Raw genomic sequence first — 25,364 nt, 5'->3', positions numbered from 1 at the left:
AGTGAGTGTGTCGAAGAGCTAGTAATGATGCTTACAATAGATACGTGTTCAGTATTTTAGAAATGTTTTCAGTAGGTGTCGGTCCGAGTTCTTCGCATACCGTAGGTCCTATGCGTGCGGCTTACGCATTCGTAACTTCCCTGCAAAAAAGTGGGAGTCTTAAAAATGTTGCGCACGTAAAGGTGACGCTTTATGGATCTTTGTCTTTAACTGGCTTAGGGCATGGTACCGATCGAGCGTCTGTTGCAGGTCTTGAAGGGAATCTTCCAGATAATGTAGACACTGAGCATATGCTTACAATTCGTGAAGATTGTAAAAAGACTGGTACTTTGAAACTTGCAGGAGAACATATTATTTCTTTTGATTACGACAATGATGTTGTTTTTGAAAAATGGAAGCGTATGGTTGCACATCCAAATGGAATGCGTTTTGTTGCAACGGATTCTGAAGGCAATAAGGTAGATGAGCAAGTTTGGTATTCCATTGGCGGCGGGTTTGTGCGTAAAGGTCGTTCTGATGACGCTATGGTTGGTCTACATGATCGAGTTACAGAGCAAGCTGAAAGCAATAAAGACGAAGGTAGTAGTAACGAAACTAGTCAAAACGAAACTAGTCAAAACGAAACTAGTCAAAACGAAAATAAAGTTGATACTTCAAATCAAACTAAAGACTCTACTGTACCTTATCCTTTTACTTCATGCGATGAGCTGATCGACATTTGCAGAAGAGAGCATATGCAAATCAGTGATGTTGTGTGGCAAAACGAGTTAGCTTTACACGAGGGTGATGCTGACTATGTGCGCAACTATTTACTTCACGTTTGGAATGTTATGAGCAAATGTGTTGAAAATGGCTGCAATTCAAAGCAGCCAATTCTTCCGGGCGGTCTTGATGTTCCTCGCCGTGCTCCTCATATGTATGAGCGTCTTGCAGCAAATTCAGATATGCTTCGCAATAATCGTAGACGTGCAGATGCAGCTTTGGAAACTTCTGATTCTGCATGGGTTAATCTTTTTGCGCTCGCAGTAAGTGAAGAGAACGCTGGAGGCGGCCGAATTGTTACGGCTCCTACGAATGGTTCTGCTGGTATTATTCCTGCAGTATTGCAGTATTATTGGCGATTCGTTGATTCAGCTAACGAGGACGGTGTTGTTAGGTTCTTACTAGCTGCTGGAGCTGTTGGTTATTTGTTTAAGCGTAACGCTTCAATTTCTGGAGCTGAAGTTGGTTGCCAGGGTGAGGTTGGTTCTGCATGCTCAATGGCTGCAGCTGGATTGTGTGAAGTATTAGGTGGTACTCCTGAGCAGGTTGAAAATGCTGCAGAAATTGGAATCGAACATCACTTAGGATTGACTTGCGATCCTGTTGGTGGATTAGTTCAGATTCCTTGCATTGAACGTAATGCTATGGCTGCAAATACTGCTATTAATGCGGTTCGTATGGCTATGCTTGGTGACGGTTCGCATATGGTAAGTCTTGATCAGGCGATTAAGACGATGAAAGAAACTGGTCATGACATGATGTCTAAATATCGTGAAACTTCAAAAGGTGGATTGGCTGTTAACGTAGTTGAATGCTAATTTGAGCATAAGTTCTTACACAATTTTTGTTGATTATGCTAGTCAACATGGTATATATTGTGAGTTTATACACAATCTCACTATAGTAGTGCACACGTAACGATTGAGTGCTAATCTAGGACAGGTTGATTATAGAAGTGTACACTGCTATGTGCTGTTTGGAGTTTTAAAGGAGGTAAAATGGCACAGGATATGCCAGAAGTGATTGCAGAATTTGGCACTACGCCAACGGTGACGTTCCCGGAATCTGAGCCGCCAGCTGGTCTCAAAGTTGTTGAGTTGGTGGAAGGCAATGGTCCATTGGTTCGTGCTGGAGACACTGTTACCGTAAATTATCACGGTGTTGTTTGGGGTGCTGAAAAGCCGTTTGATTCAAGTTTCGCACGTCACACGCCTGCCAGCTTCGGTATTGGTGTTGGTCAGGTTATTAAAGGATGGGATCGTACGGTTCCTGGTCATAATGTTGGCTCGCGATTGTTGATTTCTATTCCACCTGAGTATGGTTATGGTTCTCGCGGTGTTCCTCAAGCTGGTATTGGTGGCGGAGACACATTGGTATTTGTAGTTGATATTATTTCAACGCGTTGAGTACGTGAGTCATTGAGTGCAGGCTAATGCGGTGAATCTGCTTAGTGTGTTACTCGGTGACTCGTGTAATGGTTTGTTTAATAGTTTTTGATTTATAAGAGATTGTTGGATAAGGAGGTAGCAATGGCTGAAGAAAAAACTATTTTGCTTACGCAGGAAGCGTATGACAAGCTGAAGGAAGAGTTAGAGCATCGTGAAGGTGAATATCGAGAAGAGATTACCGAGCGTATCGCTGCTGCTCGAGCTGAAGGTGATTTGTCTGAAAATGGCGGTTATCAGGCTGCTCGTGAAGAGCAAGGAAAGAATGAGGGACGCATTAATGAGCTTATTGTGAAGTTACGTAATGCGAAAATCCTTGAAGCGCCTAAAGATGGCACTGTTGGTAACGGTTCTTTAGTTACAGTTGAGCTTGCTGGACGTGAAATGACTTACGTTCTAGGATCTCGTGATATTGCTGTGGCCACAGATTATGACGTTATTAGTCCAGAATCTCCAATTGGTGCAGCGATTATTGGTGCTCATACTGGAGACACTGTAAGCTATGCAGCTCCTAATGGTCGTGAGATTTCTGTGACTATTAAGGATTCTCATCCACTTGCTTAAGTTAATAATTTTGCTTTAGTTTTAGTATTTTGCAGATTGTTCCTCGAATGTTTCAATTTGATATATTCGAGGAACAATTTTATATTTTGATTAAGTTGATTAAGTTTTAATTTCAGCGTTTTAGTTTTTATTATTTTTTTTTATTTTTATGTTCAGAAGTAAAGCTAGTAATTAACTTTTATTAGATTATTTTAAGTTTAAGTAGACGCTAAAAATAGCTTTATTATATTTTGCGCAATACTGTAACTACTTTTCCCATAATAGTTGCGTGAGAGCCATCAATTGGAGAGTAAGCAGGATTATGTGGAATAAGCCATACGTGACCGTGATCGTTGCGGAAAGTTTTTACTGTAGCCTCGTTATCTAGCAAAGCCGCAACAATGTCTCCATTTACTGCTTCGTGTTGCTCTCTAACTACCACATAATCACCATCGCAAATAGCAGCGTCAATCATGGAATCGCCGTGTACTTCTAGCATAAAAAGATTTCCAGTGCCTGTAAGTCTTTCTGGAAGACGCATTACATCTTCAATATGTTGTTCAGCTGTAATAGGTGCTCCGGCTGCAATACGGCCAACCAGTGGAACGTCATGAGAGTTTATAACAGCTTCGCTGTCGTACATACTTATATCCACTGATCTAGCATCGCTTTTTATAAATTGTGGATTTTCCTCTTTGATTGAGGAATTATTCATAACTTCAATAGCTCTACCTTTATTCGCGCTAATGCGTATGTAGCCTTTAGTTTCTAGTGTTCTAAGTTGATGTTTAACTGAAGATGGACTTCTAAGGCCAACAGCTTCTCCTATTTCACGGAATGATGGTGGGAATCCGTGTTTGTTTATGCTGTTTTGAATGGCAGCCATGATGTTGCGCTGACGTTCTGTAAGTGAAATGTCACTATCTATTGTTGAATCGTTTGATTCTTTGTGCTCGTCGTTCATGGCTGCTCCTTTCGCTTTATATATAGTATCGCATATAGAAGAAAAAATCAAACATCTGTTCGACACGCCGTTGCAACTTTCGAACGAATGTGTCATTATTGATACACTTGTTCGATAGAACAAATGTTCAATTACTTCTACTTGGATATGAGGGAGGAAAGATTATGTACACAGTAACTGCAAGTAAGAGTAACAGTAGAAAGATGAATAAATACCGCAAAAGTATAATGGTTCATAGAGCAATTGTATTATTTGCACTTGTTGCGCTTGCTTTTATTTTCATACCTAAAAACGCAATTTCAGTAGTTCCAGAAAAATTAGTAACTTATACTGTTCGTCCAGGAGACACTTTGTGGCATTATGCTGCAACAATAACTCCTAGTGGAGGGAATGTAAGTGATTCAGTTGATCGTCTAATGCAAATAAACCATCTTGATTCAAGTGATATTTCAGTTGGACAAACAATAAATGTTCCTGTTGTAAATATGTAGATGTCATTTATTGTTTTATAACTATTTCTAATAGGGGATTGTTAATTAGAAAGATTGTTAACCAGAAATATTGTTAACTAAAGAATTGTCAAAATAATAAAACTAATGGGGGTATATTATGAGTGCAGAAGAAAGAGATAATAGAATAAGGCTGATTTCAGGCATACCATGTGTTGTTAATAATGATTTTGCAACATGTTTTGTGTTCCTCGATAGGGATATGGTTCTAGATTCTTATTCTAAAAATGATTACCACTCAGATGATTCGGGTTGTTGTACTAATTGCTGTAAAGATAGTTATTGCAATTTAATAAATCACTGTATTCTTTACGATGATTTAGATAGTAATTATATTGAGGATGATAGTGTTGTCGTGATCAAATTGGATGAATAGAATTGTAGAAATTACGTGATCTTTTTGTGGTATCAATAAATTTTTACTAAAAAAGCGCTTATATGTGCATAAAATATTGGTATAACTGTTAAATTTTGTTGTTACATGTACCAAGTTCGCATGATTTCTAGTATGCTGATTATATGCATTGTCCGTTTTGTAAAAATTCCGATACTAAAGTTATCGATACGAGAATTAGTGAAGATGGTTATTCGATTCGTCGTAGGCGTGAATGTCAGATGTGCGGCAATCGCTTTACTACAGTAGAAACTACACAGCTGCTAGTTATGAAACGTTCTGGTTCAATAGAACCTTTCGATCGTGCAAAAGTAGTTGCTGGTGTTGGCAAAGCATGCCAAGGACGTCCTATAGATTCTGAAGCGTTAAAAACTCTTGGAATGCGAGTTGAAGCAGATTTGCGAGCGAGAGGTTTAGCACAAGTAACTTCGGAAGAAGTTGGTAAAGCTATACTCAAGCCTCTGCGAGAACTTGACGAGGTTGCCTATCTTCGTTTTGCTAGCGTGTATCAAAACTTCACTGGATTGCAAGATTTTGTGCGTGCAATTGATGATTTGAAAAACGATAAGGCAGAAGCAGAAAAAGAAAATAACTAAAATCCTACTTTTGCACGTTAAAGGTGGGAAAGAGCAAAAGTAGGACATAGTCAAATTGTTTGCTAAAAATCTGCATCATTCTGTGTTTGCAGTATTAGCAGTTTCTGTGTAGGTCTCGTCATAGCAACGTAAAGATTGGCTGCGGCAGTTAAGCGTGATGCAGCTTCTTGTTCGATTTCATGAGGTTGCAGGAGTATAACTGCGTCATACTCAAGACCCTTAACGTCTTCGGCATTGCATACGCATATTTGCTTATCGTCATCATTCTGTTGTTCTATTCGCTTGCATTGAGAATCACTAAGATTATTACGAAGAGCATCATGAACAACTTGTTGTGTATGGCTTTGCAAATCATTTGGCGCAATAATTGCAACTCGTCCACTGCCGTCATCTGCAACGAATTGGTGGAAGAACTCTACGCAATAATTAGCAAGCATGCTGTCAAGATTTTCTTGGTCAGAAGCTATATGCTTTACCAAAGATCCTGGTACAGATCTCACTGCGCTTACGGTAGAAATATATAGTCCAGAATCTGTAGCGACTTTTCCGGCAGCTTCAGAAACTTCACGAGGATTCCTATAGTTAATCGTTAGTTCGTAAAGATCCCAATTTGGTTCACCAAAAATGCTGTTCATGTTTTTTTGCCAACGGCGAGTTCCGCCTAATGCAGAAGTCTGAGCTACATCTCCAACTATGGTAAATGAGCGCGAAGGGCAACGGCGAATAAGCATACGCCATTCCATTGCCGTAAGTTCTTGAGCCTCATCGACTACTACATGACCATAAGTCCACTCTCTATCTGAAGCAGCTTTATGAGCCATAATACTTGCGTCATCACCATTAATACTGTCAAGTAGCATGTCAGCAGTCACAATACCATTGCCGATACCTGCTTGAGCTAAAGTATCAGCTGCAAACTGCTGTTCTTCTAGCTTTTTAGCTTTTAGTTGTGCTTGCTGAGTATCAAGTTTAGGATCATGTCCTAAAAGCTCCATAGCTTCATCAAGTAATGGTATGTCTGAACGAGTAATTGGGCTTCCTTTTGGTCTAGTAAGAGCATTAATATCTTCGTCTTTTAGCCAAGGAGCATATGTGCGCAACTGTAAAGGTTTAGAGAAAAGCTGATCAATAAGCCATGTGGCATTCATAGGCAACCATGCAAGATTCAAAGTTACTCGAATCTTATCATCCATTCGAAGCTGAGAAGTTATATCGTTAATTTCAGCTTGACTAGGAGTGTAATCTAGTTGCTCAAGATACCTATTCCTAATAGCACTCAATGCGGATTTAACGAATGTATTGCGAGCCTGATTATGCGGCTGATGTGTACGTTGTGCTTCAAATTGTGCGTTTTTTATATCTTCGCAAAGCATTGGAATTGAAAAACCATTAATGCGCACAGTAGGAAGTTTCTTAGGAACTCGTATTCGTGCAGAAATAGCGTTAGCTATAACAGTTCGCATACGGTACATTCCTTTTAGCTTTGCAACATAAGGAGTATCTTCTGCAGTGGCTTGAATTCCAGGAATTAAATCAGAAATAGTACGACTTACTACGCCCGTTTCACCTAGAGAAGGGAGAACTTGATCTATGTAACGTAAAAACGCAGAGCTAGGTCCAACAATTAGAACGCCAGAATGTTCAAGTTTGCGACGATGAGTATAAAGTAAATACGCAGCACGATGTAAGGCTACAGCTGTTTTACCAGTTCCAGGTCCTCCTTGAACAACAATAGTGCGTTCAAGAGGAGCGCGAATAATACGATCCTGCTCGGCTTGAATAGTAGCAACAATATCCGTCATCTTTCCAGTACGACGGGATCCAAGTGAAGCAAGTAAAGCGCCTTCGCCTGTTAAAGTACCCTGTTGAGAAGCTTTACCAATCTCATCAGAATTAATATCAAGTACTTCGTCTTCTACTCCAACAACATCGCGGAATTTAAGAGTAATATGACGTCGTCTAACGATATTCCCATGGTGAGATGGTGTAGCTTCATAGAATGGACGCGCAGCTTCAGCTCTCCAATCAGTAAGAATAGGATCGTGATTCTCACTCAACAGTCCAATGCGGCCAATGTAGTGATGTGCTCCAAATACATCATCTAATCTGCCAAACACGAGTCTATCTTCTACAGCTCTTAGCTGAGAGAGTCGATCTTCGTACATTGTTGCGAAAGAATCGCGTTCGGTGCGTTGAGTAGGAGAACCGTGGGATCCTGCTGCTCTTACCGCGTCCAATCGTGCGCGAACAGTGCTACGCAAGTTATCAAGACGTCCATAGGCTAAGTCAACAGCATGCTGTTCTTCGCTAAGTTGTGAGGAATACGTAGACATAAGTGTCCGTTCTGCTCTAGGTACTTATTGCCAAAACTAGGCGTTTAAGTATATCTCGAGGCTTATACACACGGAATTAGTATGTTGTGACAGTTCAACATAAGAAGCGTATTTTGCGAAATTATATTAGCCAAGTAAATAGCTACAATATACTTACTTAGTTACTTAGTTAACTGAGTTAGTTATTCGCTTGCTTACTTACTTACGTGGATTGCCAAACCATATAGAATAAATTAGTGAAAAGTTACGATTTCCGTAAGTAGAGCATGAGTCACCTTCACCAAAACCTGCTTCTAATGCAGCAAGATTTGGCTGGTAAGGAGTGTAAATGTAAAGCAATGCAGTAGCAGTATTTTCTATATATACGTTGCTATGTCCACACGATTTATCTGGGGAATATTGAATAGAGTTAAGTGTATTTGGATGATAATTGTACTTATCGCTGTGCAGTAAATAATAACGATATCGTCTTGCTGCTCCTAATACTTGGTTGAAGAATCCAGCGAATTGAGGATCACAATTAGCATCATCTGGACAGCTTAATCCCATAGCTGACTTGTATTGGAATTCTTTAGGATTCGTATCTGTTAACAAGTGTTGCTCTTTTTGCAACATAGTTAGGAGTACTTTTTGACTTATATGACATGCTTTTGCAGACTTATATATTATATCTGCCGAATATTCATTGCTTACACCCTGATACTTTGAGCATAATGAGTCAGCCGGAATGGTTCGAGTATTAAAATATGCTTTTCGAAGACAATTTTTGCCTTTGCAGTTCGCTCCTTTTTTACGAACGAATTCGCGAACATCATCAAGGCTCATAGCATTATCATTAAAAAATTGAGAGTCAGAAATAATATTTCCAGGATTAAATTCGAAGTGTAACAGTAGTTGTTCCTGCCTATTTTTTGTAGAAATAATATTCTGTTCCCAACGAATCCAATTAACAACAGGAGTAAGAATAGCGATGGTAACAACGATAATAAGAGTATTACGAAAGATTTTACTAGAATAAATTTTAGTTAGTAAATTATTTTTCTTATTGAGAATATTGCTTTTTCTCGCACTACTACGGTTCCTGCGAATGAAATTATATTTATTTCTTCTACGAGCCATAATTATCCTCCTGTGCGACTTTTCTATTATATATAAATACAGTGCATATCATTCTGGATAATTATTACGTAACTTTTGATTAATCGAGTGCATGATATAGCAAATAGAGCATGTCTTCTTGTAACTATCAAACGATAGAATTATCGGACTATGAAGTTACGTATGACTATAGCAATTTGATTATGTTGTTTTAGTATTCTTTAAGATGCTTGTACATACTAAGACGTTGGACCATACTTTACGCTTTAGCAGGGGAGTGAAATGTCAGAGGCTAATACTCATAACATTGATTATGTGGTTAAAGATCCATACAGTGATCCAAAAACACGTAATAAAGTAGCGGTTCATTCGTTAATTCTATTATTAATCACATTCGTTATAGGTACTCTGTGTTTGCAAGGTTTTAATCTTGTTTACGAACAGGTTGGAATAGATGTAAAATCCTTAGATCAAGCCCCTCTTATAACAGGATTGCCTGGAATTGTATTAGGAATCGTTTGTTTTATTTATGGCTCGCTTGGGGATTTTGTATCACTAAGAAAACTTGTTACGATCGGCTTAACATCGCTTTTTATAGGCTCACTTTTTGGGTTTATAGCTAATTTTTATTTCACTCCAAATTTGTGGACTGTTATTGCGGCTCGTATTATGCAAACTACAGGAGAGCAGGTAGCTGGATCCTCCTTCCTAGTTATAGCAACAAAATATTTACGAAATGATCTGAAAGTTATTTTTTTCGGACTTTTCACTACAGCTTACCAACTTTCGGCATCTATAGGAGTATTCGCAGCTGGAATATTGAGTTCAATAGCATGGCAGTATCTATTCCTTATTCCTACTTTAACTATTTTCTTCCTTCCTGCGCTTCGACATTATTTGCCAACTCAGAATGGTAATGGTCAAAAAATTGATACAATCGGATTTATAATTTTTGGCTTTGCAGTAGCATCTCTTACGCTATTTACTTCGTATAAAAATGTTTTAATGCTTGTACTGGCGTTGGTTTTGTTCATAATTTTTGGTGTATATATTAATAAAGCTCGGAATCCTTTTGTTACTCCGGCATTCTTTAAAAATAAGCGTTGGCTTACTGGAATGATTTTGATGAGCATAATATACTTCACAAATTATTGCATTAGTCCAATGTTTAATAGAGTTGGCAAAACTATATATCATATGAGTACTGTTCAAGTATCTTCTCATCTTGTATGGGCTTTTGTAGTAGCTGCAGTATTTGGATCATGTTCAGGTCTTATAATCAGCCGAATAGGGCGAAAAACTGGATTAGTGCTTGCATTATTGCTGATAATGTTTGGCTGGTTTGGTGCTGCAATATTAATAAATACCGGTTTCCTTGCGCTTACTTTGTGCGCTTGTGTGTATTACGCTGGATGCGGATTAATATATTCTCCTATAGCTTCCACAGTTCTTTCGGCGCTTCCGGTAGAAGAATCAGGTCGTGGATGCGGTATGAACGATCTGGTAATTAATGTTTCTGCTTCTGTTGGCGTAGTTATTTTCGACGGTATTCTTGATAAAGATTTGTTGCGAGGTTATTCTATAACAGGAGCTTCTGGTATTTCGTCAGGATTTGCGAATATAGCTCTTATGTGCTCTGCAGTTGCTTTTGTTGGAGTAATAGTATTTACTGTTCGTAATTTTATGGTTAAAGAAAGTAATGATTTAGAAGTAGAAGAAGAATAGGTAGAATAATATTTCCTTTTCTCGAATACTTTTCGAATACTTTTCGAATACTTTGTGTTGTTTATTCTACATACCTACTTTTTACTTCATTTTGTTTTTATTTGGAATTCTTACCGTCATAAAGTTTACGCATTCTTTGTATGCTTATAGGATAAGCTGTGCCTAATTCTTGCGCCCAAAGAGAGACATAGAATTCTTCGCACATCCAGCGTAATTTCTCAGCGATTATTTGCGACTCGTCATGTGATGGTCCTGCTGGAATTTTCTGAGCGTCTTCTTGAGCTTTTACTACAAGCTTATGTGCTTCATCTGCTTGCCAAGCCCAACGCACATCACGATTTTTATCTGCTTTAGCTTTAGCAAGACGAATCACGTCTGCATGCAAGTAGCGTTCAATACTAGGTAGTGAATCGGATGGAGTTTTAGCAATAAATCCTTCGTACACAAGACTTGCAGTGTGTTCGCGTATTGATTGCAATACGGAAAGCAAAGGCAAATCAGCTTTTCCTGAAACAGCTTTACTCGATTCTGCTTGACGCTTTAATATTGCTATAACATCGTGCGCAACAGCATAAACAGTATCTTCATACACTTCAGACACGTTTGAAACTGCTTCTTTAAGCAAAATATCGTCTGTAATTTTTTCGGTATTAGGCAACAATCTTTTTACTGCAGCCATTTGCAAGTCTTCCGCTAAAGCCTTAGAAGTTGAGTAAGGTGCAGCTGCGAGTAGTAGAGCTTCAGATCCAAGCCAGCGAGAAGTAATGCGTTTATCGTCTAGACGCAGCATGTTTAACGCACTATCCCACACCATTTGCGATCGAGAAAGATTTGTAGCACCAGACTTGTGTAATAAATCAGCTCGTTCAATAACATTCCCGTATTGTGCAGCCATATTTGCTTTTCGATTTATTGCTTCTAAAGCTGATTTTTGAGCTTCTTTCGCAAATCGTTGCTGTAATGCAATTAATGATTTGTCGGTTCCAAGAATAGTAGGTTTTATGCGATTAGAATACTTGTTACGTCCTGTAGGTTTATTGCGATTTTCGTTAGTTTTTCGTTCCTCAACGCTAAAAGTTATACGAACGTAAGGTGATAGGCGATTCATTTGTTCATCATTAAACACTTCAGGATGTATTTGCGCTCCAACTACGCTAATTGCAGCTTTAGTGAAAACTTCTCTAAAATCTGGCCAGATCAACCTATTTTTATTTATGTTTGTTCCTGTTTCTTCAATTCCAGGAAGTTCATCGTAATGTTCGTCAATCCACTCGCGAATTTTTTTAGCAGTATCAGGAGCTGGAACGAACTGTACTCGTAAAGCTTTAGGCAAAGATTTGATCATGCTAATAATAAGCTCGTCAAGCAAGCCTGGAACATTCCAACTAAACTCTTCAGGAGTTAAACGCGAAAGCGTGTGAAGAGGCACGTGCACTGTTACGCCATCCAAAGGATTAGCTGGATCATAAATATAACTTAAACGAAGTCTTATAGGCTGACCGTCTGTGCCAATCGTGTTCCAATGATCAGGATAATCAGCTAAATCAGTGCTTTGCGTAGTTTGTAAACGTTCAACTTCATCTGGATTAAAATCTAACTTGTGCGGATCTTCTTCGCGGTTATCTTTCCACCATTTTGCAAGAGCTGCGATAGTAGTTGCTTCTTGAGGAAGACGAGTGTCGTAAAAAGTAAATAAATCTTCGTCGTTTACAGTTTCGCTTATTTGACGAGTGCGATTTGCTTGATTATCTGCGTCTTCAAGCACATTGCGATTATTTAAAATAAACTCATCGTGTGCAAAACGTTGTTGTACGTCTGCTTCAACTAAGCCTTGACGAATCATAATCATTCGAGCTTCGTAAGGATTAACTCTAGCCCATTGAACTGTGCGATCTTGAACAATAGGCAATCCGTATAGTAATACTTTAGATTTTGCTACAGCAGCACCTTTAGAAGCGCTCCAATGAGCGTCAGAATACGTGATTCTAGTTAGATTTTTAGCAAGAGGCTCAGCCCAAGCAGGATCGATTTGCGCACAATATCTTGCCCAAAGTCTAGATGTTTCAACTAATTGTGTACACATAACCCATGAAGGAGTTGTTTTAGAAACGGCTGAAGCTGGGAATATTGCGAATCTTCCTCCGCGCGCGCCTTGATAATCGTTTTTAGCCATTTTTTGAGCGCGTTTCATAGCTCGAATTTTTGCTGATCCATGCAAATTAGCAAAATCTGAAGCTTTTGGTTCGCGCACTACTTGCATTCCCAACATAGAAAGTAAGCCTGCAAGCATCGACGAGTGTATGCCTTGCGAATCCCAAGAGCAGCACAAGCTGTGAGCAGCCTGCTGATTATTAGGAAGCTGACGAATTTCCAAAGATGGCCTTTTAGATGGAATAGGCTCGCCAACTTTATAATGCAATTCTTTACACAAGTCTTGAAGTTGATTAACTAAATCTTTCCACTGTTTTAAACGCAAAAAGTGGAAGAATTCCGCTTTACAAAGTTTGCGAAGAGCATTATTGCTCATGTTTCCGTCTGCTTGGAAAATATAATCCCAAATATTTAAAGCAGTTAAGAAATCGCTTGTTTCATCCGCATAACGATTATGAAGTCTATCCGCTTCTTCACGCTGTTCTTCCATACGCTCGCGCGGATCTTGCAAACTCAAAAACGCAACAATTACAAGCACTGCAGCAAGAGTATTCGGAGTGGTTTTACGCGCTGCTTCAATAATCATGCGTCCTAAACGAATATCAATCGGCAATTTTGAAAGCTCGCGGCCAATATGAGTTAAAGTGATGAAACCTGATTTTCTGCTTATTGCGCCAAGCTCGTTAAGTTCATTAAAGCCGTCGCTTACTGCTTTCATATCAGGAGGGTCAATAAAACCGAAATTCGTAATATCTTCGCCAGTTTTAGCAACACCTACTGAAAGCATGTGTAATACTACTGATCCAAGCGAAGTACGCAGAATCTCAGGATCGGTAAAACGAGGGCGAGTTTCGTAATCTTCTCGCGAGTAAAGTCTAATAGCAATTCCGTCTGCGATTCGTCCGCATCTTCCAGAGCGCTGATCTGCGCTCGCTTGAGAAATTGGCTCTATAGGAAGCCTTTGCACTTTTGCAGACTTAGAATATCGGCTAATTCTTGCAAAACCAGGGTCGACAACGTATCGAATCCCAGGAACAGTAAGCGAAGTTTCAGCAACGTTCGTAGCAATAACGATGCGTTGATGAGAGTGATGTTCAAATACGCGATGCTGATCTTTTGCAGAAAGACGCGCAAAAAGTGGCACTATTTCAATAGCATCCGCTCGCTTCATATCACTTGCTCGAGTGCCAAAATACGAGCGTAATCCTGATTCAAATTCGCGAATATCGCGCTCGCCGGAAGCAAAAACCATAATATCGCGAGCGCCTTGATCGTGGCTCGAATGAATAACTAATTGAGCGCATGCGCGTGTTACTGCAGATGTCATATCTTCATCTGCAATATCATCTCGATTGCTTTCGCTAGATTGGCTTTCTGCAACAGTTTCCTCATCCATTGTTATGTCTGCAAAGCCGGGGACATGTCGCATAAGTGAAGGCGCAGATCCAAGCGGCTCATAAAGCACTCGCACAGGGTAAGTGCGTCCAGAAACTTCAATAACAGGAATTTTTATGTGTAAAGCTTGCTCAAAATGTTCACGGAATTTTGCAGAATCTATTGTTGCTGAAGTAATAATTAGTTTCAAATCGCGTCTTTGCGGAAGTAAAGTTGTTAAATATCCTAGCAAAAAGTCAATGTTAAGACTGCGTTCGTGGGCTTCGTCAATAATAATCGTGTCGTATTTAGTAAGAAGAGGATCTCGCTGAATTTGCGCAAGTAAAATACCATCAGTAACAATTCGAAGCTTTGTTTTAGGTGAACTTTCGTCGGTAAAACGCACTTGGTAGCCGATTTCTTCGCCCAATTTTACTTCCATTTCGCTTGCGATTCGCTCAGCAACAGTGCGCGCAGCTAAACGGCGAGGCTGAGTGTGTACTATTTGTTTACCTCTTCCGCCTCTTCCAAGTTCAAGCGCCATTTTTGGGATTTGCGTAGTTTTACCGGAGCCGGTTTGTCCGGAAATAATCACGACTTGTGAAGACTTAATTGCTTCTATTATTTCGTCGTGTGCTGCGCAAATAGGAAGCTCAACAGGGTAGTCGAATTTCATAGTGTATTTATTTCTTTTCGTAGATTTTCGCTTCTTAATACTTTTTAATACTTCTTTTTAGTACTACTTTTAGTACTTACTTTTTTAGTACTTCTATAATTCGGTATCCTTTGGAACTTGCGTATTTTTCTACACTATAAGTATTTCCAAGCTGTTCTGAAAGCCAGGTTATAAGCGAATCTGATCCAAGATTTTTTTGCACAACCAAGTATGCTGCTCCTCCAACTCGTAATCTTGGAATCCAGGTAAGTAATATTTCATGCAATATTTCTTTACCCACTCGAATAGGTGGATTTGACCATATTATGTCAAAATCTTTAAATTCTTCTTCGTTGCTTTCTTCTAATGCGTCTTTTACAAGAGCTGTACGAATATGCTTTAAGCCAGCAGATTTTGCGTTAATTTGCGTTAATTCTAGCGCGCGTTCGTTTACATCAATAGAAACTATTTCCGCGTTTGGTGATTCTAAACCTAGTGCTACCGTAATAGGTCCCCAGCCGCATCCAATATCGAGAAATCTGCCTGTCTCTGGAAGTTTAGGAGCATGCTTTAGTAATACTGAGGTTCCTAAATCGAGTCTTGAAGCGCTAAAAACTCCGTTAGAAACCTGCATATTTGCGTCATGTCCTCGCAAAGTTACTTTCAAACTGCGTCTTTCGTCATTTGATGCAGGAGTTGCAGAGAAGTACTGTTCGCCGCTTTTCTTTACTGATTTAGTTTTAGGTTGATTCTGAGGCTGTTTTTTAAGCTTATTCTGTTTCTGATCCTGGTTTTTAATCATTGTACTTATTCATTGCTTAGCATTTAATATGTCTTCTAAAATCACAATAATAAAACAAACGTTGTAAAATGCGATTAAGTAGAACAACGAAGGGTGCATCTTTGGTAAATAACGTAGATATCAGTAGTAGCAATGTGAATAGTGAGCATAATGATGTGCTTTCTGGTCATTCTGATGTGCTTCTAGACACTACTTCAAACAGTGAGAAGCATGATGAAGCGTGGCAGGAGCGTGAATCGCGTAATGCTCTTAAAAGAGTTACGGGTTTAGGAGAGCTGCAAGACGTTACTGAAGTTGAATATCGTAAAGTTCGTCTTGAAAAAGTTGTATTAGTTGGCGTGTGGTCAAGCGCGCGAGGAACGCTTTCTCAAGCAGAAGAATCTTTGCGAGAGCTTGCGGCGTTGGCGCAGACTGCGGGTGCTGTTGTGTGTGATGGCATGTTGCAGCAAAGATATAGGCCAGATGCTGCAACTTATGTTGGTTCAGGTAAAGCGCGCGAACTTGCAGCAGTAGTTGCTCAGCATGATGCCGATACGATTATTGTTGACGATGATCTACCTCCTAGCCAGCGTAGAGCTTTGGAAGATGCGACTAAAGTTAAGGTTGTTGATCGCACCGCTGTTATTTTGGATATTTTTGCTCAGCATGCAACCAGTCGTGAGGGTAAAGCTCAAGTTGAGTTAGCGCAATTGCAGTACATGCTTCCTCGTTTAAGAGGCTGGGGTATGGCTCTTTCTCGTCAGGCAGGTGGTAGAGCTGCAGGAGATGCTGGCATTGGTTCTAGAGGCCCTGGCGAAACTAAAATCGAGATGGATCGTCGTGCTATTCGCAATCGTATTTCGAAATTGAGAAATGATATTGCACATATGGCTCCTGCTCGAGACATTAAGCGTGGTTCACGTAGACGCCAGGCAATACCAACTGTTGCTGTAGTAGGATATACGAATGCTGGTAAATCCTCTATTATTAACAGGCTTACTGGTTCGGAAGAATTAGTAGAAAATGCATTATTTGCCACTCTTGATACTGCAGTTCGTCGTTCTCAAACGCGAGATGGTAGAAATTACACTTTAGTAGATACTGTAGGTTTTGTACGTAGACTGCCTACGCAATTGGTAGAAGCGTTCAAATCTACTTTGGAAGAAGTTGGTCAGGCGGATGTAATTTTGCATGTTGTTGACGGCTCGCATCCTGATCCTTCTTCTCAAATTGATGCTGTAAATGATGTTCTTTCGCATATTGATGGAGTTGAGGATATTCCTCAGATTATAGCATTTAATAAATCTGATTGTATTTCTCAGCCAATGCGCGATAGGCTATCTTCGCTGTATCCAAACGCATATGTTGTTTCTGCTGCTACTGGAGAGAATATTGATTCACTATTAAATAATATTGAGTCCTTACTTCCTTCTCCTAGAGTTAGAGTAGAAGCGGTACTTCCTTATACTGCTGGTTCTTTGCTTTCTTCTGTTAGAGAAAATGGTGTTGTCGAAAGTGTTGACTATAGAGATGATGGCGTTGCGTTAGTAGCTTTTGTAAGTGATTCGCTGGCTGCAAGAATAATGCAAGTTGCTATTTCTTAGTTGCTTTTTCACATTTTATAACTTTTGATTTTGATTATCGAATTGTAAAGTATAGTAATTAATAGTGCTATTAGGTACTAAATGTGGTATTTATAGTTACTTTTTTGCTATGTTATGTTAATTTAACTGTTTATTGTTATAAGTTCCAATGGTGCTATTAGAGTGAAAGTGTTTGTACCAATGGCTCTTAATGTGAGAGCAGCTTTCATGTTTGCTATGGCATATTTTGTCATGCCTGAAAGTGAAATCGGTTGTTGAAAAGAGGTTAGTTCTCATGGTAAATTCGCAGGTTAAGCCAACAAAGCTGGCGATTATCGGTGCTGGTGCAGTTGGTTCGACGCTCGCTTTCGCTGCTGCTCAGCGTGGTGTTGCCCGTGAAATTGTTCTTGAGGATATTGCTAAAGAGCGTGTAGAAGCTGAAGTTCTTGATATGCAGCATGGTTCAAGCTTCTATCCTGCAGTGTCTATCGATGGTTCTGATGATGTTGAAATCTGCCGTGACGCTGATATGGTAGTTATAACTGCCGGCGCTCGTCAGAAGCCAGGCCAGAGCCGCCTCGATCTTGCTGGTGCCACTATCAATATTATGAAGTCAATCATTCCAAACGTGGTAAAGGTTGCTCCAAATGCTATTTACATGCTGATCACCAATCCTGTGGATGTGGTTACCCATGTGTCAATGAAGCTTTCTGGTCTTCCTTCTAACCAAATCTTTGGTTCTGGTACCAACCTTGATTCCGCTCGTCTTCGTTTCTTAATTGCTCAGCACACCGGTGTTAATGTTAAGAACGTTCACGCATACATTGCTGGCGAACACGGTGATTCCGAAGTTCCTCTGTGGGCTTCTGCAACCATCGGTGGCGTTCCAATGTGCGATTGGAATGCTCTTCCAGGTCATGAGCCTCTTGATGCTGCTAAGCGTGAGGAGATTCATCAGGAAGTTGTTAACGCAGCTTACAAGATTATTAGCGGTAAGGGTGCAACAAATTATGCTATCGCAATGTCTGGTGTTGACATTGTTGAGGCTGTTCTTAACGACACTAATCGTATCTTGCCAGTTTCTTCCTTGTTGAAGGATTTCCATGGTATTTCCGATGTGTGCATGTCTGTTCCAACTTTGTTGAACCGCAATGGTGTAAATTCTTGCTTGAACACTCCAGTTTCCGACCGCGAGTTGGCAGCTTTGAAGCGTTCTGCTGACACTTTGCGTGAAACTGCTGCAAAGTTTGGTTTCTAATTAAAAACTAAATTTAAATAACTAAATTTTCTATTAATTTTATAAGCTGCTTCCGGCGTAAGCTCGGGGGCAGCTTTTTTATGAATATTACTGCAACATACCAAATTGGCTTATTGTTTATGAGCTAGATATATTATTGTCACTATGGCTGATTTCTCTCATATTCTTGCTACTCGACCGGATTTTGATGAGTCTGACCGCGAGTGTTTACACCATTTGGTAGCAGATTGGCAGGTAATTGCTGACTTAAGTTTTGCTGATCTTCTGTTGATTATTCAAAATGGTGATGGTGATTATGTTGTTGCTGAACAGTGCCGTCCATCAACAGCAATTACTATTCGTACTGATGATTTGCTTGGCAAAAAAATGGATAATTCTTTAACGGAAGAATTGTCAGAAGCAATGAGATCAGAAACAATTTTCCATTCCTCGATTTTACGATCTATAGGAAGAGCAACAGTTTGTAACGTTTATGCTCCTGTGCACCATAACGGTAAGACTTTGGGTTTGGTTCTTCGAGAAACTAACTTAGCTACTCGAGAATCAAATGGACGATATGAAATGGAAAGTATAAACGCTGGTAAAATTTTATTCGATATGATTTCTAGGGGTCAGTTCCCTTATAAAGATTCAGTTCTTAACCAGCGTCATAATGCTCGTGTTGCTGATGGTTTTATAGTTTTGGAAGAAAGTGGAATAGTGAGATATGCTTCTCCAAATGCTATAAGCTGTTTCCGTCGTTTGGGTGGTTTAGATACCATGCAAGGCGAGTATTTAAGCGAATTTGCTACAAGATTATTGCATACAAACGATATGGTTCCAGAAAGTTTGCCTCTTGTGTTAACAGGTAAGGCAGATGTTGATTGTGAATTAGAAGCGAACCATTCTATTATTTCTATGCGCTCTCTTCCTCTTTATGGTCCTAATAATCGTATTGGTTCTGTGGTTTTATGCAGAGACGTTACTGAAGTGCTTCGTAGAGAGCAGGAATTGCAAACTAAGAATGCTACTATTTCTGAAATACATCACAGAGTTAAGAATAATCTTCAAGCAGTTTCAGCTTTGTTGAGATTACAGGCTAGGAAAACTAAGTCTGCGGAAGTTAGAAAGGAACTTGAAGAAGCTCAGCGTCGTGTTCAAACGATTGCTATGGTTCATGAAGGTTTAAGCCAGACTGCTGACGAGATCGTTGATTTTGATAAGGTTATTTCTAACTTACTGAAAATGTCTATTGAGCTAGCGTCTCAAGATCAAAATATTGATATCAATTTTATAGGCAAATTTGGTATGCTTGCGGCTCAAGACGCTACTCCGCTTTCCCTTGTTCTTACGGAATTAGTTACTAATTCCGTAGAGCATGGTTTTGAGGGAAGGACTGAAGGTCATATTACTATTTCTGTAGGTCGTGGCGGAGATAATCTTAATATTATTGTTGAAGATGATGGCACTGGTATAGAAAGTGAATCATCTCACGGCATGGCTCGTTCATCTGGATCTGGTTTAGGAACGCAACTTATTAATACATTTGTTACTAACGATTTTGGCGGTACTGTCCGTTGGGAACCTCGCCGAGACGGTGGTACTAGAGTTGTTCTTGATATTAAGCTGCGTGTGCCTGGAATAGAGTAGTAGAAACAACTATACGAGAATATTTTAATTGTTGGCTATTGTTCTGCAGTAGCCAACAATTTATTTTATCCACCTAAAGTTTTATTAATTTAGTAGAGTATCGGTTTATTAGATTTGTAAGTTTCTGAAGTAAAAACCAAACTATAAACTAGTCTATAAACTAATCTAATTGACTACGGCGAGCTCTCAAAGCACGACGTTTAAGCGATCTGCGTTCCTCTTCGCTCATACCGCCCCAAACACCAAAGTCTTGACTTGTTTCAAGAGCACACTTAAGGCAAGCGTCAGCTACATTGCATGATCTACAAACAGATTTTGCTTCTTCTATTTGCTGGGAAGAAGCTCCAGTATTTCCAACTGGGAAAAACAGTTCGGGATCTTTATCTCTGCATGCTGCTTTTGTTCTCCAGTCAAACGCACTGCTCATGAGCGAATAGCCTCTTTCCTTACAAGTTTTAGAAAGCTTAAGAGAAAATATCAATTTTATTTCCCCCGTATGTAAGGAAAGCATGAATATTTATTTTTTTCAAGGCCTTTCACATATTTGTTTTAAATTTAATCAATTTTTTTCTTAATTAATTAAAATTTGCGCTTTTCTTGCACTTCCTGGAGTTATGATTACACATCTTCCTGGCAGTTGATAATCTTCAGTAGTAAGAGACTGACTTAATGATGATGGTATGCCAAGAAGAGCATCAGTTCCCGTATCTCCAGTAGGAAATACTATTCGTACAGGAGCTTGATCTGGTATTCTTAAGAATCTTGCAGAATGAATTCCCAATATGACTGGTATTTTTGAAGAGCTTATTCTTGATTGAAGGTTTTGAGCGTGAAAATCTGAGTTTAATGGGTTTAAACTCATATCAGCATCGTCTACAATTATGATTTTATTTTCATCATAATTATCTGGCAGTGTTGAGGTGTCAGTTGCGCAATATAGTTGCGTTTGTAAATTTTTCGCTATTATTCTAAGTAGGTTCGTTTTTCCTCTACCATGCCCTCCAATAACAGCAATATTTCCAATATGTGTGTTCAAAAACGCTGGTATTAAATGAATCCCATCATCTTGTATTCCTATAATAGGATTATTTATCATACTTTCAGTATTCTTATTATTTCTCTCAATACAATGCATAATATCGCTTTGCTTTATAGCAGAGGGGAGTGGAGCACTAAATAACTCTTCGCAATATTCATTATGGTAGAATCTTCCAGATAATCGTATTGCTTGAAGTAATAGTGCAGGATTGTTGCTTTGCGCACAGCGAAGCGCTTTAATTCCATCTCCAGTATTGTAGTAAGCTCCTCCAGGAAGTTGTGGACTAATATGCGCAGCGCATGAAGAACCTAGAAGTTCATGAGATTGTGCTGAATCTCGTACGCGAAGACAAATATTCATATTTATATTTGCTTTCATATCAGCGTTTACTTGTGCCATAGGATTTTGCGTACAGGCAACTAAGTGCATTCCTAAAGATCGTCCTACTGAAGCTATACGAATAAGTCGATTTAAATAATCTGGCAGCTTATCTCTAAGAGCATGAAATTCATCAATCATTATTACAAGAACTGGTTGAACGGGAGTAACTTTACTCATATCACTACAGCCTTGCTTAGCAACTAAACGTTCTCTTCTATCTAATTCCATTTCAAGACCTCTAAGTGCTCTTGCTGCATGTTCTAAATTCAGGTCGCCAACGTTTCCCATGCAATGCGGTAAATTTGATAGAAGATCAAAAGTAGCTCCTCCTTTAAAATCCATAAATACGAAACGAAGTTGATTTGGAGAATATCGGAAAGCTAAAGACAAACACCAGGTGGTAAGAAGTACTGATTTTCCTGAGCCTGTTGTTCCTGCTACTAGAGCGTGTGGCCCGTTATTTACTAAATCTAAATGAACGTAACCGTTGTTTCCTATGCCAATTTCAGTATCTAAACTTTTATATGGATTTTTATTTTCTAACCATGAGCTGGCTACTTCTTTCCACGGCGGAATACGTAGCTGTAGCGTTGATAATTTGCGGAAAAGTATAGTTTCTAAGCTTACTGGAGCTACGAAATCAGGTATGCGTTCAGTAATATTTTGTGAATAATCGTTTATTCTGCTAATAGTATTATCGCCGTACATTTTTTCATTAGCATTTGATTCGACTTTATAATTTTCTGCTGCATTTGCACTTTCTGAGCGTTTTTGAGAATAGTACTGCAATATTTGTGGCATAAGACTTGCTGCATACATCATTATGCTTGGTATTACCATAGCTAACATCATCCAACTGTGTTGCATCCATGCCATTACAGCAATAGCAATATTTGCTAGTATTGGCATAACACTTGATGTTATTTGCATAATAAACACTGCACGTTCTAATTTATTATTTTTATTCGCGTTGTATTTCATAAAGCTATGATGCGTGCAATAAAAGTATTACACAAGAAAAATTTTGCATTGTGGATACAGCCTTGAACGTGAGCAAAGTTTTAAAATGCAAAACTCAATTATTTATTTTGCAATTCTGCCAGTGTTCCTACAACGCCTGGAGCATGCTCGCCAGAAGCTAATTGGTTGAAAAGATCAAGATTCTTCGCATCATCTAATAGTACTGAAGATCCAACTCCAGGAACTCTGTAATCAGGATTAGTCCAATAAACAGTTCCGGTTATACCATTTGATCCTGTTGCGTCTTTAAAAGCTTGACTCATTTGCCATAGGGTAGCAGGATTTGATTTTTCGTCAAATACTATTGAAGATAATCCAGCTTCTGCAACGCTTTTTACTTTCCCAAAATTAGTAAGAGTTTCTTTAGAAAGAGCCTTCTTTATTATTGCAGAAATTACCATACGTTGACGTGCTGCGCGACCAAAGTCTGATTGCGGGTCTGAATATCTCATTCTAGAGAAAGCTAGAGCTGCGTTTCCATCCGAATGATGGCATCCAGCAACCCAATTCATGCCACTTCTAACATCATTTACTGTGCGGTTGTAGCACAAATCAATTCCGCCTAAAGCGTCCACTACTTTAGTTAATCCGTTGAAGCGTACTTCTGCCACATGGTTAATATGGTGTCCTGTAATTGTTTCAACTGCAGAAGTTAAAGCTGATTTTCCTAAAAGCTGAGCAACAGCATTTATTTTCATTCGCTTATTGTTTATAGTTACGAGCGAATCTCTAGGAATAGAGATAAGAGAACTGTGTCCGCTGGAAGGTTTCGTTAGAACTAAAATAGTATCTGTACGGAATCCTGTAATATATTTTGCTTCCTCACCTTCGCGTTGATCTGATCCTAATATCAGCCACGTAGTTCCTTGAGTGTCTGGCATATCAGTAAGCCACTTATCGCGCTGCATTCTTGAATCAACCCAATGCCATGCGTAAAAACCGCAACCTGTAAGAATCACAAGTAAAAGTACGAAAATAATACTTAAGGCTCTTAATATCTTGCGTTTTCTAGTAGTGCGAGGCGAACGTGGAAGTATATTGCCAGAATTTAGTGGGTGAGGCGTATTGTGTACAGTTCCCTCAAGTATTCTCGGCTGATTTTCTTGAAATGCAGGCTGATTATACTGCTGCTGCGCATAGTTTTGTGCGTAGTTTTGTGATTGTGATTGATATTGCGGTTGCGATTTAGCGGAAACCTGAGCATAGGCCTGAGCTAATGTAACTGGAGATGCAATATTTTTAGCAGCATTGGAAGAAGCGTTTAATTTAGCAGCATTAGAAGAGCCTGCTGTGCGACTTCTAGCCGTTCTAGGCGAAAAACTAGGTGGAGTATACGTATCATTCGTTTGCGAATCAAAATTTTGATTCGCAAACGAACCGTTTTGCGCATATTCTGTATAATTTTCATACTCATTTAATTCAGCTTGAGAGTTCTCGCCCGGAATGCCTGGTGCGCCTTGAGTTCCTTGAGTTCCTTGAGTTCCTGGATCGCCTGGAGTGTAAGAGAAATTTTGATGATTACTACCATATTCTGGGTTATTCTCATAATCCTGAAGCATATTCCCTCCTACACAAAAGGCAATCGCTAGCTAATTACGTACCGTTTACGTACTTATTTAGCAGTTTTGTGAGGTGCGCAAATCGTGTTATTTACGTACTTGTCAGCATAGCCAACATATTGACCGCTAACAGGATCAATAATTGTACCGTTCTTAGGATTTACAACGCCACCAGTATTAGGATCAATAAGCTGTCCTCTGGAATTCTTAGCTAAACCAGTTTCAGGATCTACAGGCCCCAGATTGCTGCTGTTTGAAGAAGACTTGCTGGAAACTCTGTTCAGACGATCGTTTTCGCTTTCGTTAGAGTCGTTATCTTCCGAATTGTCTGCACTGTTAGAATTCTTACTGCTGCTGTCTTTGCTCTGCTTATGCGAATCTGTAGCCATTGTAACAGGCTTATCTTCACGCATAAGATTCCAAACGCTTTCAGCATCTTTTGACCAAACAACGCGATTCTTATCTAAAGGATCAGTAATAATCGGCACTGTTCTAGCATAAATATGTGATGCATCAAGCTTTCGCATACTAAGCGCAAGGGATACAAGAGTTGAAGGGTTAGCTAATCCTTCGCTCATATTTAATGCGTTTAATGAAGATTTTGCTAGCTGATACAGTTCGCTAGATTGCGTGAACAAATTTTTAGAAGAAGCTTGTCTTACAAGCTGTTTTACTAAATACTGTTGTCGCGTTGTACGCATTATGTCAGATCCGTCACTCATAGTGTCATGACGCATACGTGCGTATTGGGTTGCTTGCCTACCATCCAAATGCTGTAAGCCCTGCTTGAAATTAGCTCCCGTGTAGCGGTCGCGAGTATCTGCCGGAATGCACATGTCAACGCCGCCGACGGAATCGATCATATTACTCAAACCGCTAAAATCAGCAATAATAAAGTTACTTATATGCAATCCTGTTAAAGCATTCACAGCTTTAAGAGAGCAGGATGCTGCAGAAGATAAATCTCCACCTTTTGCCCAACCCAAGGCAAAAATAGAATTAAACATAACGTGTCGTCTAGCAGGAATAGTGCCACGTGTTGTTTCGCAAGATGGAGCATTAACCATGGAATCTCGTGGAATCGACACAATATTCATGTATGAGCGATCTGCGCTTATCTGCACAATCATTGTAGTGTCTGACTGATGGTCAGTTGCATCTCCGCCGCCACCAAAGCTACGGTTTGCTCCTTCGCGAGTATCTTGACCTAAAACTAAGAACGTCACTGTTTTTCCGTAGTTTGCATCAAGTGCTTCATGAGCTTGCTTATCGTTAGAAATAACGTTTACTACGCGAGCTTTTATAGTTGAAGAAAAATCAAACCATACTGCAGCAAAAATACTCGAAAAGAAAGTTAATACAGCAATAATGAACATGCATATTACAGTTCGTGCGTGGTTCGTCAAGCGATAGCTGAGGCTATGATGCGGTGCTTCTGAATCCCAATCATCATCTGTTGGGTAGTGCATTCCCTCAGGATACCGTGAAGTTACCATGGTACCTTCTTTCGAGTACTACAATATTCTCTGAATATTCAAGTGTTATACGTGATTTTGTGTTCTTAA

General features: G+C 39.5%; 19 protein-coding genes. 10 read left to right on the top strand and 9 right to left on the bottom strand.

The window, feature by feature from the left end:
* Positions 1–62: 62 nt before the first annotated feature.
* The 3 genes from ACNEUN_RS01860 to ACNEUN_RS01850 all read left to right on the top strand — a co-directional run bounded on the left by ACNEUN_RS01860 (position 63) and on the right by ACNEUN_RS01850 (position 2,771).
* Positions 63–1,580, top strand: coding sequence for an L-serine ammonia-lyase (locus ACNEUN_RS01860; RefSeq protein WP_463630795.1), 1,518 nt, complete (start codon positions 63–65; stop codon positions 1,578–1,580).
* A 180-nt stretch (positions 1,581–1,760) separates the two neighbouring features.
* Positions 1,761–2,168, top strand: a complete 408-nt coding sequence (locus ACNEUN_RS01855) for an FKBP-type peptidyl-prolyl cis-trans isomerase (protein WP_463630455.1) — start codon at positions 1,761–1,763, stop codon at positions 2,166–2,168.
* Between the two features lie 123 nt (positions 2,169–2,291).
* On the top strand, positions 2,292–2,771 hold the full coding sequence (locus ACNEUN_RS01850) for a GreA/GreB family elongation factor (RefSeq protein ID WP_427876662.1): 480 nt from the start codon (positions 2,292–2,294) through the stop codon (positions 2,769–2,771).
* 223 nt (positions 2,772–2,994) lie between these two features.
* On the opposite strand, the gene lexA is transcribed toward ACNEUN_RS01850, so the two are convergent.
* Positions 2,995–3,714, bottom strand: a complete 720-nt coding sequence (lexA, locus tag ACNEUN_RS01845; protein ID WP_463630454.1) for a transcriptional repressor LexA — start codon at positions 3,712–3,714, stop codon at positions 2,995–2,997.
* Between the two features lie 164 nt (positions 3,715–3,878).
* Here lexA and ACNEUN_RS01840 point away from each other — a divergent pair, with 164 nt between their 5' ends.
* From ACNEUN_RS01840 to nrdR, 3 genes are all read left to right on the top strand, one after another.
* The gene (locus tag ACNEUN_RS01840) at positions 3,879–4,205 is read left to right on the top strand and encodes a LysM peptidoglycan-binding domain-containing protein (RefSeq protein ID WP_427876666.1); all 327 of its coding nucleotides are present in this window, start codon (positions 3,879–3,881) and stop codon (positions 4,203–4,205) included.
* A 118-nt stretch (positions 4,206–4,323) separates the two neighbouring features.
* Positions 4,324–4,599, top strand: coding sequence for a hypothetical protein (locus tag ACNEUN_RS01835; RefSeq protein ID WP_463630452.1), 276 nt, complete (start codon positions 4,324–4,326; stop codon positions 4,597–4,599).
* A 143-nt stretch (positions 4,600–4,742) separates the two neighbouring features.
* On the top strand, positions 4,743–5,213 hold the full coding sequence (gene nrdR, locus ACNEUN_RS01830) for a transcriptional regulator NrdR (protein ID WP_427876670.1): 471 nt from the start codon (positions 4,743–4,745) through the stop codon (positions 5,211–5,213).
* A gap of 62 nt (positions 5,214–5,275) precedes the next feature.
* Here nrdR and ACNEUN_RS01825 read toward each other — a convergent pair whose 3' ends face one another.
* Both ACNEUN_RS01825 and ACNEUN_RS01820 read right to left on the bottom strand, forming a co-directional pair.
* Positions 5,276–7,546, bottom strand: coding sequence for a HelD family protein (locus ACNEUN_RS01825; protein WP_463630450.1), 2,271 nt, complete (start codon positions 7,544–7,546; stop codon positions 5,276–5,278).
* Positions 7,547–7,744: 198 nt separating this feature from the next.
* Positions 7,745–8,665: a hemagglutinin gene (locus ACNEUN_RS01820; RefSeq protein ID WP_463630449.1), complete on the bottom strand. Its 921-nt coding sequence runs from the start codon at positions 8,663–8,665 to the stop codon at positions 7,745–7,747.
* A 261-nt stretch (positions 8,666–8,926) separates the two neighbouring features.
* Between ACNEUN_RS01820 and ACNEUN_RS01815 the strand changes: the two genes are divergently transcribed.
* Positions 8,927–10,369, top strand: a complete 1,443-nt coding sequence (locus ACNEUN_RS01815) for an MFS transporter (RefSeq protein ID WP_427876676.1) — start codon at positions 8,927–8,929, stop codon at positions 10,367–10,369.
* Positions 10,370–10,466: 97 nt separating this feature from the next.
* Here ACNEUN_RS01815 and hrpA read toward each other — a convergent pair whose 3' ends face one another.
* Entirely contained in the window at positions 10,467–14,609 is a 4,143-nt protein-coding gene (hrpA, locus tag ACNEUN_RS01810) for an ATP-dependent RNA helicase HrpA (protein ID WP_463630793.1), read from the bottom strand.
* A gap of 37 nt (positions 14,610–14,646) precedes the next feature.
* Positions 14,647–15,351, bottom strand: a complete 705-nt coding sequence (locus ACNEUN_RS01805; RefSeq protein WP_427876678.1) for a class I SAM-dependent methyltransferase — start codon at positions 15,349–15,351, stop codon at positions 14,647–14,649.
* Between the two features lie 68 nt (positions 15,352–15,419).
* On the opposite strand from ACNEUN_RS01805, the gene hflX reads away from it, so the two are divergent.
* The 3 genes from hflX to ACNEUN_RS01790 all read left to right on the top strand — a co-directional run bounded on the left by hflX (position 15,420) and on the right by ACNEUN_RS01790 (position 19,800).
* Entirely contained in the window at positions 15,420–16,934 is a 1,515-nt protein-coding gene (gene hflX / locus ACNEUN_RS01800) for a GTPase HflX (RefSeq protein WP_463630447.1), read from the top strand.
* Positions 16,935–17,208: 274 nt separating this feature from the next.
* Positions 17,209–18,171, top strand: coding sequence for an L-lactate dehydrogenase (locus ACNEUN_RS01795; RefSeq protein WP_427876682.1), 963 nt, complete (start codon positions 17,209–17,211; stop codon positions 18,169–18,171).
* A 144-nt stretch (positions 18,172–18,315) separates the two neighbouring features.
* The gene (locus ACNEUN_RS01790; RefSeq protein ID WP_427876684.1) at positions 18,316–19,800 is read left to right on the top strand and encodes a sensor histidine kinase; all 1,485 of its coding nucleotides are present in this window, start codon (positions 18,316–18,318) and stop codon (positions 19,798–19,800) included.
* Positions 19,801–19,960: 160 nt separating this feature from the next.
* On the opposite strand, the gene ACNEUN_RS01785 is transcribed toward ACNEUN_RS01790, so the two are convergent.
* The 4 genes from ACNEUN_RS01785 to ACNEUN_RS01770 form a co-directional block, all read right to left on the bottom strand.
* The gene (locus ACNEUN_RS01785) at positions 19,961–20,227 is read right to left on the bottom strand and encodes a WhiB family transcriptional regulator (protein WP_427876686.1); all 267 of its coding nucleotides are present in this window, start codon (positions 20,225–20,227) and stop codon (positions 19,961–19,963) included.
* Between the two features lie 144 nt (positions 20,228–20,371).
* Positions 20,372–22,201, bottom strand: coding sequence for an FtsK/SpoIIIE domain-containing protein (locus ACNEUN_RS01780; protein ID WP_463630444.1), 1,830 nt, complete (start codon positions 22,199–22,201; stop codon positions 20,372–20,374).
* Between the two features lie 98 nt (positions 22,202–22,299).
* Positions 22,300–23,799 carry an LCP family protein gene (locus tag ACNEUN_RS01775; protein WP_463630442.1) on the bottom strand — a complete coding sequence of 500 codons (1,500 nt, stop codon included), beginning with the start codon at positions 23,797–23,799 and terminating at the stop codon, positions 22,300–22,302.
* A 53-nt stretch (positions 23,800–23,852) separates the two neighbouring features.
* Positions 23,853–25,295 (bottom strand): LCP family protein, encoded by a 1,443-nt coding sequence (locus ACNEUN_RS01770; protein ID WP_463630440.1) that lies wholly within the window; start codon positions 25,293–25,295, stop codon positions 23,853–23,855.
* Positions 25,296–25,364 lie beyond the last annotated feature (69 nt).

It is taken from the genome of Gardnerella sp. C0684A1 (genome assembly GCF_055326835.1).
The sequence above is the reverse complement of the archived record's forward strand: the minus strand, read 5'-3'. Positions and strand labels throughout refer to the sequence as shown.